We start from the raw sequence: 14818 nt of genomic DNA, 5'->3' as shown, positions 1-14818 counted from the left end.
GCAGTAACAGAATATCTTATAAAATAAATAAAATTCAAAAATATCTGAAAAATCGTTGAAAAGGTTTTACACATGTGCTAGTGTGTTTTTAGAAAACGTTTACGTAGAAAGTTGGTGGAAATTACAATTATTGATGCAGCAAAGAAAGCCAGTTTTATCTGTTTCTGGCATTCAGAAAAGTGATTGACGAGATTGGTTATCAGGCTAAGGCTGTTGTACTAGATATATTGCTTACTGGTTCTCAAAGTATCGAAACAATTAACAAGTGAAGTTTTAACAGGAATTGATGTTGGGATGATTGCCGGAACAAAAGGAGATGTCATTTCGACAATTCCTCGTGTAAATGGATTTAAGGACGCTATAAATGATGTTGGTGTTACGGTAACCATTCAAATTAGTACATATGGGTATTATGGTCTTCAACGTGGAATAGAAAGGGTGGTTCAAGTTTGGACTATCCAACATTTACAGCCGTATTCTGTTCAAGTGATGTAATGGCTGTTCCACAACTCACGGGCATTGACAGCCGTAATCCGCTATCCGCTACGAGGAAGACTACAGTACCATTAACGTAAACGTTTACGTTGTTTTTAACGACTTAATTCAGTGCAGTCCATAGAGTGATAGGTTGGCAGGCAGACCTCTAAAGCAAATACTTTAGAAAGCGGTTGGGCAGTCAAATCGACAGCTTATGTATTGTGAAGTTGGAGATTTACGGATAATAATTTCAATACATCAAATCAAAATGAGAGGGAGTATTTATGATGGTAAAAGTAACTGTATGGAATGAAAATCGACATGAACAAAAAAATCCAGTTGTAAGAGAAGTCTACCCTGAAGGTATTCATGGTGCTATTGCAGCATTTTTAAAAGAAAGCGGATTTGATGCAAAAACAGCTACATTGGATGATCCCGAACACGGTTTAACAGATGCTGTATTAGAAGAAACAGATGTGCTGATTTGGTGGGGGCATTTAGCTCACGATGAAGTAGACGATGTAATTGTTAAAAAGGTAAAGCAGCGTGTATTAGAAGGAATGGGCTTAATCGTATTGCATTCAGGCCATTTCTCCAAAATTTTCAAAACATTAATGGGTACAAGTTGTGATTTAAAATGGCGCGAAGCAGATGAAAAAGAGCGTATTTGGGTAACAGATCCTAGTCATCCGATTACTGAAGGCATTTCAGAATATATCGAGCTAGAACGCGAAGAAATGTACGGGGAACATTTTGATATCCCGGCTCCAGACGAATTAGTCTTTACGAGTTGGTTCGAAGGTGGGGAAGTTTTCCGCAGTGGTTGCACATATAAACGAGGCAATGGAAAAGTCTTTTATTTTAGACCAGGCCATGAAACGTATCCAACATATCACAATAAAGATATTCAACGTGTCATTATAAATGGCGTGAAATGGGCACACCCAGTTGACAGAAAACGTCCTATATACGGAAATGCAACACCACTGGAACGAATTGCAGTGAAAAATTAAGGATATTAAAGGGGAAACTGATTATGAAAACAGTAAAAGTAGGGATTATAGGTTGTGGAAGTATCGCTCAACTTCGTCATTTACCAGAATATAAAATGAATAAAGAAGTAGAGATTGTAGCAGTTTGTGATATAAATGAACAGCGCGCCATTGAAGTTTCCAAGCAGTATGGTGCAAAAGTATATAAAAATTATGAAGAATTACTCGCAAGCAAAACGGTAGATGCAGTGAGTGTTTGTACACCAAATTATTTGCATGCGCCCATATCAATCGCAGCTTTAAACAAAGGCGTTCATGTATTGTGTGAAAAACCAATGGCTACGTCAAAAGAAGAAGCTCAGGCTATGATTCAAGCAGCAAAAGAAAGTGGCAAAAAACTTATGATCGGTCACAATCAACGCTTCGTTTCATCCCATCAAAAAGCACGTCAGCTTATTGAATGTGGTGAAATTGGAAGAATATATAGCTTCCGTACCGCATTTGGTCATGGAGGACCTGAGGAATGGAGTGTTGACGGTAAAGAGAGTTGGTTCTTTAAAAAGAATGAAGCGTTTATTGGAGCCATGGGAGATTTAGGTGTGCATAAAACAGATTTACTTCGTTACATTCTTGGTGAAGAAATCGTTGAAGTAGGTGCATTTGTGCAAACGAACGCTAAAGATTTTGCTAATGTCGATGACAACGCAGTATGTGTGTTAAAAACAGAAAGTGGAATTATTGGAACGCTCGCATCTAGTTGGGCGTACGTGGGTCAAGAAGATAACTCCACGATTATTTACGGTGAGAAAGGAATTCTTCGTTTAGAAGATCATCCAACGTATTCCTTAATCGTTCAATACGCAACAGGTGAGGTTGCAAATTATGAGCTTGGCAAAATTCAATCAAACGATGAGGGCGGCCAAGACAACTCACATGTGATTGAACAATTCGTAAATGCTATCGTAGAGGATAAAGAGCCAGCCGTTTCAGGAGAGGAAGGGGCAAAATCTCTATCTGTTATTCTAGCCGCTATTGAATCTCATGAAACCAAACAAATTGTAAGTACCTTTTTAGCGATAAAAGAGCCAGCAGTTTAAAATCTGCTTTATAAAAATATCTTACCATATTAAGAATTTGGGACCTATAGGAGGAAAACAACGTGAAATTGGGTGTATTTACTGTTCTATTTGCAAACTATTCATTTGAAGACATGCTAGATAAAGTGCAAACAGCTGGATTACATACCGTGGAAATTGGGACAGGCTGCTATCCAGGAAACCATCATTGCCCGTTAGATGAATTATTAGAAGATGCGAATGCGAGAGAAAGCTATAAAAAGAAAGTAGCGGATCGTGGATTGACGATTAGTGCATTTAGTTGTCACGGAAATCCTATCTCACCAGAAGAAGGGTTTGCAAAAGAATCCAATGAAACCTTACGTAAAACGATTAAGCTGGCCTCTTTACTTGATGTACCTGTTGTCAACTGCTTTTCAGGAACAGCTGGTGATCACGAGGGGGCTAAATACCCAAACTGGCCGGTTACTCCATGGCCAAATGAATATGGTGAGATCTTAACTTGGCAATGGGAACAAAAGCTCATTCCTTATTGGAAAGAGGTAGGAGAGTATGCAAAAGATAATAACGTGAAAATCGGATTAGAATTGCACGGAGGATTTTTAGTTCATACACCTTATACCTTGTTAAAACTTCGAGAACAAACATGTGATGCAATTGGAGCGAATTTAGATCCAAGTCACTTATGGTGGCAAGGAATTGATCCAGTGGCAGCCATTAAGATTTTAGCCAAAGAAAATGCCATTCATCATTTTCATGCCAAAGATACTTATTTAGATCAAGAAAATATTAATATGTTTGGGTTAACCGATATGCAACCATATGGAGAAGTTCGCTCGCGGGCATGGACGTTCCGTTCAGTTGGTTGTGGACATAGTTTAAAAGAATGGTCAGATATGATGAGTGCATTACGCACATACGGGTATGATTATGTGGTAAGTATCGAGCATGAAGATGCGATCATGTCTATTGATGAGGGATTCGAACGTGCAGTGACAAACTTACAAACGGTTTTAATTGAGGAATCACCTTCACAGATGTGGTGGGCATAACAAGTTAATTTTATTGAAAGATCGTTGTGGTATGAATCTACTTGATCCATATCACAATATTTTTTCAAAATCAAATTATCATAAAATTCTAGTCTATTACAAATTAAAAAATCTGATTCAAGAAGGAGAAAACAATGGCCGAGTTAAGTTTAAATCATATTTATAAAATCTACGATAAAAACGTAACAGCAGTGAAAGATTTTAACCTTCAGATTGAAGATAAAGAATTTATTGTCTTTGTTGGTCCATCTGGTTGTGGTAAGTCAACTACTCTTCGCATGATTGCAGGACTTGAAGAGATTTCAAAAGGCGATTTTTTTATCGATGGTAAACGTGTCAACGACGTGGCACCAAAAGACCGAGATATTGCAATGGTCTTCCAAAACTATGCTTTATATCCCCATATGAGCGTCTATGACAATATGGCATTCGGTCTAAAATTACGTAAATTCGCGAAAGAGGAAATTGATCGTCGTGTACAAGAGGCTGCCCATATCCTTGGTCTAGAGCAATACTTACAGCGTAAACCAAAGGCCCTTTCGGGTGGGCAACGTCAACGTGTTGCTTTAGGTCGTGCAATCGTTCGTGATGCAAAAGTATTTTTAATGGATGAACCTTTGTCCAATTTGGATGCAAAACTGCGTGTCCAAATGCGTTCTGAAATTGCTAAACTACATCAACGCTTACAAACCACCACAATTTATGTAACGCATGATCAAACAGAAGCGATGACCATGGCAACTCGTCTTGTTGTTATGAAAGATGGAATTGTTCAACAAGTGGGTGCACCAAAAGAAGTATATGACGAACCTGCAAATGTATTTGTTGGCGGGTTCATTGGTTCTCCTGCGATGAACTTCTTTACTGGTACCTTAAAAGAGGGTATCTTCCATATCGGACCGGTACGTATTGAGGTGCCAGAGGGAAAAATGAAAGGATTACGTGAGCAAGGATATATAGGTGAACAAATAATTTTAGGTGTACGTCCAGAAGATTTTCATGATGAGCTGATTTTCGTTGATGCCTCACCGAATACAACAATAAATATTAAAGTGGAAGTGGCAGAATTAATGGGTGCTGAAATAATGGTTTATTCACAAATTAATGATCAGAACTTTGTTTCGCGCGTGGATGCTCGTACAGAAGTGAAAGCAGGTCAACAAATGAAATTAGCTATAGACATGAACAAGGTACACTTCTTTGATAGTAAAACGGAGACTCGTATTCCACTTCCTATGAAAACACATAAAAGAAGAGAAGCTGGTGTCTTATAACAGATGTATGAACTACGAGAAATAAGTTTTTTAATTTCAATTAAAAATATAGATAAATTAGTAAGGGTAGAGTGAGGATTAATGGTAGAAAAAAATTGACGTACTTCTTCGTCATGGACTCCAATCTCGATCTGGTTCTGAAATTTGTAGGAAAAGCATCATCTTTTAACAGTGACATTAATATTGTGAAAAAGGAAAAAAGGTAGTTGAGAAAAGTAATATCGGGGGAATGGCCCTGACAGTTAGACATGGCAAAGGAGTTTAAATTTACTGCAGATGGAGACGATGAACAAAGGGCTATCGTAGCTCTAGAAAATTTCTATTGAACAAGGAAAGATAGGAGTTAAACTTCTTAATTACTATATAAAAAAGTAAAGCTGTATAGTCGATAGCTAGTACAAGATTAACGAATTTAATCATAACTTGCCGTAAGGTGAAGGCATACAGTTCCTTGCCAACTTGAATGAAAAAGGGTGAGTATTGATGGATGAAAAATGGTTAGTGGGTGCAGATATAGGCGGTACAACTATTAAAATGGCATTTATCAATCAAAATGGTGAGATTATATATAAATGGGAAATTCCTACCAATATAAATGAAAAAGGGAAAAATATTCCTAAGGAGATGGCTAAATCAATAGATCAAACATTAAGTGAGTTAGGGCAAGAAAAACAGAAGTTAATTGGTATTGGGGTTGGAGCACCCGGTCCTGTTAACTTGGGGAATGGTTCTATTGATGTCGCAGTTAACTTAGGGTGGAATAACTTTCCTTTGAAGGATCTTCTTGAAATGGGAACATCTTTGCCAGTCATAGTTGATAATGACGCAAATGCAGCAGCCATTGGGGAGATGTGGAAAGGTGCTGGACAAGGGTCAAAAGATTTATTATGTATCACCTTGGGAACGGGCGTTGGTGGTGGAATTATTTCCAATGGGCAAATTGTACATGGAATAAATGGGGCAGGTGGCGAAATAGGGCATATTACCTCTCTCGTAGAGGGTGGGGCACCTTGTAATTGTGGGAAAACGGGATGTATTGAAACCATAGCATCTGCCACAGGTATTGTTCGTTTAGCGATTGAAGAATTATCTTTTACCGAGACACCAAGTAGACTGAGGGATTTTTACAATGAACATCAAATATTATCATCTGAGCTAGTATTTGAAGTAGCGAATGAGGGTGATGAATTAGCTAATAGAGTGATTGGGAAAGTTACCCTTTATTTAGGATTAGCATTAGCGCATCTTGCGAATGGTTTAAATCCTGAGAAAATTATCATTGGTGGAGGAGTTTCCAAAGCAGGGGATGCACTGTTAGTACCTTTAAAAGAGCAATTTACTCGTTTTGCTTTTCCAAGAGTATTGCAAGGAGTGGAATTAGCCAATGCCACGTTAGGAAATGATGCAGGAATTATGGGAGGCGCTTGGTTGGTGAAAAAAAGATTACTAAACAGGAATGGAAATACACCTTTATATTTGTGATAGCACAATGAAAAGGTATAAGAATCAGAAAATAATAAATAATAATTTTATTTTTTACTATTTAAAGAGCATCGGTATTTTCAAAGTGCTCTTTTTTAATTTCAGCACAAAACTTATATTCTACAAGGGGATACAATGTAAATGACGAAATGGGTAGGGAAGACTAAAGATAAGAACACTCTGTCCATTCATCAAGCCACTAACGAAAAACAAGGTAACCTACTTTATAAAATGAAAATATCCTTAGTTGACAATATTTATACAAGAAGAAACCGAGAAACGAAAAATTACTTGAAAGATGATAACCAAGGATAAAATAGTCTTGTTCCTACGAATGTATGACAGTAAGGAATACTCCATTAAAGGAATTATTTCACAGGTTTTTTTATACAGAGCTATACAGAAACGGACCCTATAAACAACATAAGGAGCATACACTTTGCTCCTGTGTTCCCCATCATCTCTCTACTTATCTGCTACTTTGCGGTCTGTGACAGCAACCCTGTGACTAGGGCAATACGCACATCAATTGCAACCTGTTCTTCAAAGGGAATCCCCTTTTATTGTAGGGAAAGTAATGATTTAATGCTGACTTTATTGCTTTTATTTTTAACAGCAAATTACTGGAAATATGATGTAAATTCGTGTAATCTACAAAAGTATGTTTTTTTCCAAATCGTAAAGGGGGACCATAATTGAGTTCAACAAATCGTAAACAGACAACAATTGTTCCTCTTTTGCTTGCGGGTACATTTATTGCGATCTTGAATCAAACATTAATGATTACCGCGATTCCTCCTGTAATGGAGGAGATGAATGTTACGGCAAATAGTGCACAGTGGCTAACAACCGTTTTTATGCTGGTTAATGGGATCATGATCCCTGTTAGCGCGTTTTTACTGGAGCGTTTTACCACCAGACAGCTCTTCCTTTCCGCGATGGGGATTTTTGCTATTGGTACATTGGTTGCGGGGCTGGCTCCAAATTTTGGAATGCTGCTGCTAGGAAGGATGATTCAGTCGAGCGGAGCCGGAATTATGCTCCCGTTAATGCAAACAGTCTTCCTAATGATTTTCCCTGTTCATAAACGGGGTGCAGCCATGGGATTGGTCGGGCTGGTCATTTCCTTCGCGCCGGCTATTGGGCCCGCTTTATCCGGCTGGGTTACGGAGACCTACTCATGGAGGGTGTTATTCTTTATCATTCTTCCAATTGCTATTATTGATATCATAGTTGCGTTCTTCGCTTTAAAAAATGTAACAGAAGTTACACGGCCAAAAGTGGATGTGCTTTCGATTGTTTTATCTTCCTTGGGTTTCGGTGGATTATTGTATGGATTTACAGCTGCTGGTAATTATGGCTGGACAGACGAGAGTACAATCATATCCCTAGGCATTGGAACAATTTCACTTGTTTGGTTTATCAAAAGGCAATTGCGATTGAAGCATCCAATGCTGGAGTTCCGTGTGTTCACGTATTCATTATTCCCGATTGCTATTATTATAGGAGCCATTACCTTTATGGGTCTGATAGGTGCCGAAACTCTCATCCCGCTATTTATGCAAAACATGCGAGGATTTACTGCGTTTGAAGCTGGATTGGCCATACTCCCTGGAGCACTTATTACCGGGTTAATGTCCCCGTTCATTGGACGTATTTTTGACCGGATTGGGGCCAGGTGGTTGGTTATTGGCGGATTACTCCTCATAACCGCTTCCTCCTTTACTTTTATGGATGTTGGTCCTTCGACATGTTTTACATTTATTATGGTCATGTACAGTATTCGGATGTTCGGATTAGCCATGGTTATGATGCCTGTTTCAACGGCCGCTTTAAACCAGCTGCCTAAACGGTTAATCGCCCATGGTGCAGCAATGGATAATACGATGAAAATGATTGCCGCATCTGTAGGTACAGCAATACTTGTTACTGTGATGACATCAGCTACCGAAAATGCTCAGCAGCGTCCCGAGATAGTCCATCCTGATATGTATGGCGCGCAAATCTCATTTATTGTCATCGCTGTACTTTCGTTAATTAGCTTCCTCATTTCTTTTAAAATAAAGGATCAAAAATCAGCAGGAAAAGAGTTCGGAGAGAAGAATTAAATATTTGAATTCGATTTTTTTAGCTAAATAATAGAACTCCATTTTTTACCTTGTTATGAATCTGGAGACTTTCCCTCCAGGCCCTATCATTCCTTCGTCATGCCTATCTAAGGGGTTCTAAAAAAGAGGGGGAACAAGTCATCCAGGTGATTGTTCTCCCTCTTTTATCTTTTTCTTTCTTTATAAAAAGAAGTAAACATACATGAATTAAATGTAGGTGTTAAAATATCTTTATTAAATCTGGACTATTTTTCAAATCCTTAATCTTTAAACCATTTTTGAAACTGGATCTTTTAAGAGCGCGCCATTCTTTAAACAATTGAAAAAAAAGAAGGCGTGATTTTGGAAGTGATCGAACACCCACGTCGCCAATATCGTGTAGAATTTGGCCAGGCGGAAGCAGTCTTGTATCATGAGGAATTGACGAATGGAAACCAACGGGATGTTCCAATAAAAGTAATGGATAATCAAGAAGGATGGGAGGGGGATAAAGTGGAATGGTATATACAAAAAGAAGTAGCTGATTTATTAGGAATATCCAAGGCAACGGTCTACCATTATGGAAAGCAGAAGAAAATCATTAAAATTCTGGACCCACATCGATTACATAAAGAGGCCCATTATGAAAAAGCGGAAGTGGATCGATTAGTGTATGAAAAACAATCTTTACCTACTGGTATGAGCCCCAATGATGTGGAAAAGAAATTGGGTTTATCTGTACAAAGTGTTTATAAGTATATACAAGATGGATCCATAAAAGCTGAGGTCGTCCCATATGGGGATGCGAGGACGATCTATGTCATATCGAAACAGCATATGAGGAAGCCTCCGGATTACTGAAACCATCTGAATCCCAACGTCCCAAACGATTTGAGTATTATTATCCTAGTCAAGATATCGTCTTATTTCAGAAATTTCATTCAAGCAAAGTGCCCGAAGCACGTGTTATACGGAATAAGGATAATGAATGGGGTTTTTACTTAGCCAATATTCAAAAATGGTTACTATTTGAAAAAGGGGTAAGGGAGTATCAGTTAATGCCGGTCTTTCCTATTCATCAATCAACTTTTGAGTATAAAGGCTATGTAGAGCTAGAAATTCCGAAGGATACCGTTGTATTTTATCCATTCGTGGACTATTTATATGAAACATGGGGAATGGAAAACATACGATTGAGGGAACAGGATAACACGATAGTACTCTTCATTCGAGCAGGGGAAAGACCAATAACGACAAAGGGTTTCTATGCGGCTGATATCCTGCCATTTTTAATAAAAGGAGACATCTACTATGAAGAGGGTCACCTGATTTTTCGAAGTTCCTATTGAAAAACTAGTTTAGAATTACCTATTGATCTAATAGAAAGTATAACAGAGTTAGCTGAACAAGAAGGAATCAGTATGAGTAAGTGGGTCGAGCAAAAATTATCATCACTACTAAAGTGATATTAAATGAAGATAGGAGTTATTGGCTTCATTCAAATAACTATATATTATCGAAGCTTAGGTATATTGTAGATAAAACTATTTCTAGATGAAGATTTTAAGAGATATACAATAAGATATCTCTTAAAATAGTGTGTTTCTAAAAGCTTCTATATTAAATCGAATGAACCATTTTTCAACAATTGATTGGAAAGAAATTGATAATAAAATCCAATCGTGAAATTTTAGGGATATTCCAACTGCTTTTTTATGGATTATATAGACTAAGCAATTACGTGGAGGGTTGTTACTACAATTACTACTTGTAAAAAAGACAATAAGGGATGTAATTGTGAGTAAAGAGCTTTTCTAACTAGAAAGGCTCTTTGTTTCTGTACATGGAATAGGTATTACTCAATTTAAAGTTCCGATTCTCGAAGATGGTAGCAAGGTTCGGCTTAAACAAGGGGACGTAGTGACGCAGAATCTGAAAGAGTCGAGGATTAATATCCTCACGAAGGCAAGTACTCTAAATAAATTATATTTGCCCTTCCTTTTTTAGGATTGATTTAGAAAAGTGTAGATTAAAGCACATAATCCTAACTACTAACTTATATTTTCCATTCATAAACAATTTGAAAATAAGGTGAACAGATGAAAATCAAAAAAAAATGTGTAACAGTAATCATTTATAAAGACAATGAGCTACTGGCAGAGTTTCCGACAATTCAAAAGGCAGCTCATTTTATGAAAGCTGAACTAGGACGAGAACGTATTCCCTGGTCGATTATCAATAAGGGAATCCTTGAAAACATCAGCTATACACACACAAATAGCGCCGTTTATAGTTTTAATCAATTGAGTGAACATGCGAATGATCGTAGACCTAGAAGAAAGCAACCACAGGTGGACGTATATTCCCCACCCAAAAAAAGTAAATTTTCAAGATTAGAGTTGATTGAATTTATAAGCCGACATTTAGACCAAATCATTCATTTAAAGCTTCAAATAAGCGATCAACGTTTGAAGAAATACCATATAAGCCCCAAGGGGTTAGGAGATGATTTGTACTTTCTAACAGAGAGCTATCATCGTCAGAATGGTTTGTATAATGGCAAATACAGTATGACCGACTTTATAACCCCGCAAGCTTTACTCATACTGCAACAAAAAGAAAAGGCAAAACTAATTTTTGAACACATAATACCGAAAAATCTCTATTTAAATATGCTGGTTAATAAAGCACAACAAGGACGTTTGACTTATGATGAAATTTATAATGTGCTGTTGAAATATTACTATACGTGTACTGTGACAGAGGAAGAAGACTACTCGTTACCCTCAACAAAAATGCAGGATGGTTGGGATGGTCAAAACGCTTTCTATCGCTATCAATTAGCTGGAATTGAATTTATAGAGAATCCAAAAACATTTTGATAAAATTTACAAAAACAAACGTATTCAAGACCTATTTGAATATTTGTTCACTTTATCATTTAAATGCTTCCTAACTTAATCCCTTACAATTAAGATTATTTAAACTTCCTGCAACATCCAGAAGGAGATAAAAAATGGTTCATTTCTATTTATCTGATTTATTACAGCGTTGCAAATACAACTTGAATAGAACATTACTTATCCGTCATTCGTTGAAACATGAACGATTTATCAACGCATATCGCGATGGCTTTTTACGTGAATATACACAAAAACAACCGCCTCATTTTTTTGATGGATATGATAAAGTAATTGTTTTTTCTGCGGATGAAGGTACGACAGGGAAGTATTTAAAATCGTTTGAAGTAAGACATGGTAAGACACCGTTTGTTTCGCAAGATTGTTCGCCATTTTTGTTAGAGTCTTATAAAGATGAAATCATGCATCCTTTATTTGAAATTGATAATGATCCATTAATTACATACGAAAATAAATTATTTATTGAATGGGGCAAGGCAGCTGTGAAATGGTATCAAAAAGGAACCAATGAAAAATCCATTACGCAGCTAGTGAATACGAGTCAATTTGTCTTTCCAGGATACGAAAATATCTTATTATCGTATAACGAGTTAAAACAAATCATCTATGACCGTCAAACGTATGCGGATTGGCACGTCGCTTTAGGCTCGATAAATGCGATTTATGCAATAACAGATCGTTCCAACGGTAAAATTTATATCGGCTCTTCATACAATAAAAATGGTTTACTTGCTCGTTGGTCGGAGTATGCCACCACGATTCATGGAGGCAATGAAGTATTTAAGCAGCTATTTTCACAAAACTCTAACGCGCATTTACATTTCCAATATGTGATTTTAAAAGTGTTACCTAAAGATATTACAGCATTAGAAGCAGTTGAGGTTGAAAACGTATTCAAACGAAAACTACAAACAATTCCGTTTGGTTATAACCATAATTAAAAAGGGAAGGTGATGTGGGTGGTACAGTATTTTAGGAAAGCGAACAGTTTATTATAGATTTTAATGAACAACTGCAAACGAATGAGGATAAAAGATTAGCATTGCTATGTCGTATACAAGACGGAGCAAGGAGTCAATAAAATAAGCTTGGTACAAGGATAGAATACAATAAAATTATAAGTAGGGAAAATATGGCTAAGAAGAAAACGCATGAACAATTCATTGCAGAGGTTTTTGAAAAGGTTGGAACAGAATATACAGTTATGGGTCAATACATAACTACAGATAAACCCGTTCTATTTAAACACAATGAATGTGGTCTGGAATTTACTAAGCCTCCATTTAAGTTTTTGGGTGGTAGAAGATGCAAAGTATGTAAGCAAAAAGAGCGAACAAAAGAACAGACCATGACCCATGAAGAATTCGTTATGAAAGTCTTTGAGAAAGTGGGCGATGAGTTTACTGTACTAGGCGAATACATAGGCTCAAAGGAGAAGATCGGGTTCAAGCACAATAAGTGTGGAAGAGTATTTAAAATGCAACCAAGCAACTTCTTATTTGGTCAACGTTGCAAGACATGCTCTCATAAAGAATTGATTGACAAGCAAAGGCATACTACTGAGATGTTCATTGATTATGTATCGAGGATTACAGAAGATAATGAATACACGGTACTTGGCGAGTACATCAATAATCATACTAATATTTCAATGCGACATAACGATTGTGGATTCGAATACACTGTTTACCCATCGGACTTTAAAGGTGGGCAAAGATGTCCTAAATGTAATAATAAAATTAGAAGAACACCTCAGATGTATAGGGATGATGTCTACGAACTTGTGGGTGATGAGTACACTGTTCTTGGCGACTTTAATATTACGAACGAAGGAATCCTTACTAGACACAATAAATGTGGATATGAATGGGACACAACTACACCATCTGCATTTATAGGTGGAGTAAGATGCCCCAAATGTGCAGGAAATATGTTAAAGACTCATGAAGAATTTGTAGAAAAAGTTTTTGAATTAGTTGGGGTTGAGTACGAGGTATTAAGTACTTACATCAATTCAAATGAAAAAGTCTTAATGAGACATAATGCTTGCGGAGATGAGTTTCCAGTTTCTCCAAATAAGTTTACAGGAAAAACAGAATTTACAAGATGTCCTAGGTGCATGCTGATTCAACGTGGAGAAAGCAGAATGAAGACAACAGATGAGTTTAAAGAAGATTTGCGTATACTATACGGTGATGACTATACTGTCCTAGGAGAATATAAAGGTAGTAAAGAGCGAATACTTGTAAAACACAATCCATGCGGGAGCGAGTTTTCTAAAGCCCCATCAGATATCATGACAAAAAATTGCAAGCGTTGCTCTACTTTATCTTCTATGAAAACACATGAGCAATTCCTTTTGGATGTAAAAGTTAGGGTGGGGGATGAGTATAATCCATTAGAACAGTATAATGGCGCTCATAATAAGATAAATATGATGCATGAGATTTGTGGACACATTTGGAAAACCTCTCCACATAAATTTGTAAGTGGAGGGAGAAGATGCCCTAGATGCAACGAGAGCAAGGGAGAAGCAGCGATAAGAAGATTCTTGGAGTCCAATGACATCGCCTTTATTCAAGAATACAGGATTAGTAGATGCAGGCTTAGTAAACCTCTGCCTTTCGACTTCGGTGTGTTTGATGCTACAGGGTTGACTATGTTAATTGAGTTTGACGGAGAGCAACATTTCCATCCAATCGAATCGTTTGGTGGAGAAAAGGCGCTTAAGGGAGTTCAGTTGCGTGATAAGATAAAGGATAAATACTGTATGGACTACAATATTGAATTATTAAGAATACCATATAATAGACTCAGAGAGATAGATGATATATTATATGAAGCCTTATTTCAACAAAGGTTACTAATGGATTCGGCGATTTAAGTTTTTTTCCCTGAGGGAATTATTGGTTGGGTTGAGTGAGAAAGGGTAGCGTCGTTATCGCTACCCCTTTCTTAATTCCTGAGACAAATTGGACTTAACTAAAATGTGTCCATGAAACTATACTAACTCCAAGAAAACATGATGGATGTAAAGAAATTTGATAACTAGTGAAGAAATTAAGTATGAATGTAAACTTGGAGTATTAGTATTAAACTATTTAATGTAAGTTATTAAAGAGGTGAAATATGAAAAATTATAAGATTGATCAAAAAAAAATTATTAGCTTTATTTTTTATCTTTTGTTAGCTGTGCTTCTCAGTTTAGCTTTAAGGAGTCTTGCAAACACAACTTTTAAGGGTCTTACTTTGTCTTACTTTGTTAAATTAGGATTGTTTATTTTTACCTTAATAACATTAATCTTTATTAGAGAATTATTTCTTTATAGAAAAACGGTTCATCAAGTTATCAAAAATTATTTACAATTTATTTATTACATATGGAGTTAGTATAGTTTCATGGACACATTTTAGTTAAGTCCTTACAATGATTTTTGAGAGGATGTGTCCGTCTTGG

13 protein-coding genes and 1 pseudogene are annotated in these 14818 nt (G+C 36.8%); all 14 read left to right on the top strand.

The window, feature by feature from the left end; all coding sequences use genetic code 11:
* Nucleotides 1-449: 449 nt before the first annotated feature.
* The 14 genes and pseudogenes from ACFX4I_RS12165 to ACFX4I_RS12095 all read left to right on the top strand — a co-directional run bounded on the left by ACFX4I_RS12165 (nucleotide 450) and on the right by ACFX4I_RS12095 (nucleotide 14245).
* The gene (locus ACFX4I_RS12165; protein WP_377420877.1) at nucleotides 450-575 is read left to right on the top strand and encodes a hypothetical protein; all 126 of its coding nucleotides are present in this window, start codon (nucleotides 450-452) and stop codon (nucleotides 573-575) included.
* Nucleotides 576-764: 189 nt separating this feature from the next.
* Nucleotides 765-1490 carry a ThuA domain-containing protein gene (locus ACFX4I_RS12160; RefSeq protein ID WP_377420875.1) on the top strand — a complete coding sequence of 242 codons (726 nt, stop codon included), beginning with the start codon at nucleotides 765-767 and terminating at the stop codon, nucleotides 1488-1490.
* A gap of 23 nt (nucleotides 1491-1513) precedes the next feature.
* The gene (locus ACFX4I_RS12155; protein WP_377420873.1) at nucleotides 1514-2566 is read left to right on the top strand and encodes a Gfo/Idh/MocA family protein; all 1053 of its coding nucleotides are present in this window, start codon (nucleotides 1514-1516) and stop codon (nucleotides 2564-2566) included.
* A gap of 62 nt (nucleotides 2567-2628) precedes the next feature.
* Entirely contained in the window at nucleotides 2629-3597 is a 969-nt protein-coding gene (locus ACFX4I_RS12150) for a sugar phosphate isomerase/epimerase family protein (protein WP_377420871.1), read from the top strand.
* A 134-nt stretch (nucleotides 3598-3731) separates the two neighbouring features.
* Nucleotides 3732-4871, top strand: coding sequence for an ABC transporter ATP-binding protein (locus ACFX4I_RS12145; protein WP_098372824.1), 1140 nt, complete (start codon nucleotides 3732-3734; stop codon nucleotides 4869-4871).
* Nucleotides 4872-5354: 483 nt separating this feature from the next.
* Complete coding sequence (locus ACFX4I_RS12140) at nucleotides 5355-6353, top strand: ROK family glucokinase (RefSeq protein ID WP_377420868.1); 999 nt, start codon at nucleotides 5355-5357, stop codon at nucleotides 6351-6353.
* A gap of 141 nt (nucleotides 6354-6494) precedes the next feature.
* The gene (locus tag ACFX4I_RS12135; RefSeq protein ID WP_377420866.1) at nucleotides 6495-6668 is read left to right on the top strand and encodes a hypothetical protein; all 174 of its coding nucleotides are present in this window, start codon (nucleotides 6495-6497) and stop codon (nucleotides 6666-6668) included.
* Nucleotides 6655-6771 (top strand): annotated as a pseudogene (locus ACFX4I_RS12130) (recombinase family protein); the annotation flags it as partial. The gene ACFX4I_RS12135 and the pseudogene ACFX4I_RS12130, both read left to right, overlap by 14 nt.
* Nucleotides 6772-7048: 277 nt before the next feature.
* Nucleotides 7049-8461 carry a DHA2 family efflux MFS transporter permease subunit gene (locus ACFX4I_RS12125; RefSeq protein ID WP_377420864.1) on the top strand — a complete coding sequence of 471 codons (1413 nt, stop codon included), beginning with the start codon at nucleotides 7049-7051 and terminating at the stop codon, nucleotides 8459-8461.
* 342 nt (nucleotides 8462-8803) lie between these two features.
* Complete coding sequence (locus tag ACFX4I_RS12120; protein ID WP_377420862.1) at nucleotides 8804-9301, top strand: MerR family transcriptional regulator; 498 nt, start codon at nucleotides 8804-8806, stop codon at nucleotides 9299-9301.
* Nucleotides 9302-9498: 197 nt separating this feature from the next.
* Nucleotides 9499-9789, top strand: coding sequence for a hypothetical protein (locus ACFX4I_RS12115; RefSeq protein WP_377420860.1), 291 nt, complete (start codon nucleotides 9499-9501; stop codon nucleotides 9787-9789).
* A 750-nt stretch (nucleotides 9790-10539) separates the two neighbouring features.
* A complete protein-coding gene (locus ACFX4I_RS12105; protein ID WP_377420858.1) occupies nucleotides 10540-11322 on the top strand; it encodes a hypothetical protein in 783 nt (260 codons plus the stop codon).
* A gap of 134 nt (nucleotides 11323-11456) precedes the next feature.
* Complete coding sequence (locus tag ACFX4I_RS12100; protein WP_377420856.1) at nucleotides 11457-12302, top strand: GIY-YIG nuclease family protein; 846 nt, start codon at nucleotides 11457-11459, stop codon at nucleotides 12300-12302.
* Between the two features lie 191 nt (nucleotides 12303-12493).
* Nucleotides 12494-14245, top strand: a complete 1752-nt coding sequence (locus ACFX4I_RS12095; RefSeq protein ID WP_377420854.1) for a hypothetical protein — start codon at nucleotides 12494-12496, stop codon at nucleotides 14243-14245.
* Nucleotides 14246-14818: the final 573 nt, after the last annotated feature.

The sequence above is a fragment of the Peribacillus sp. YIM B13472 genome, assembly GCF_042788005.1.
GTDB lineage: Bacteria > Bacillota > Bacilli > Bacillales > DSM-1321 > Peribacillus > Peribacillus simplex_E.
Note: the sequence above shows the minus strand (reverse complement) of the source record. Positions and strands in the feature narration are given on the sequence as shown.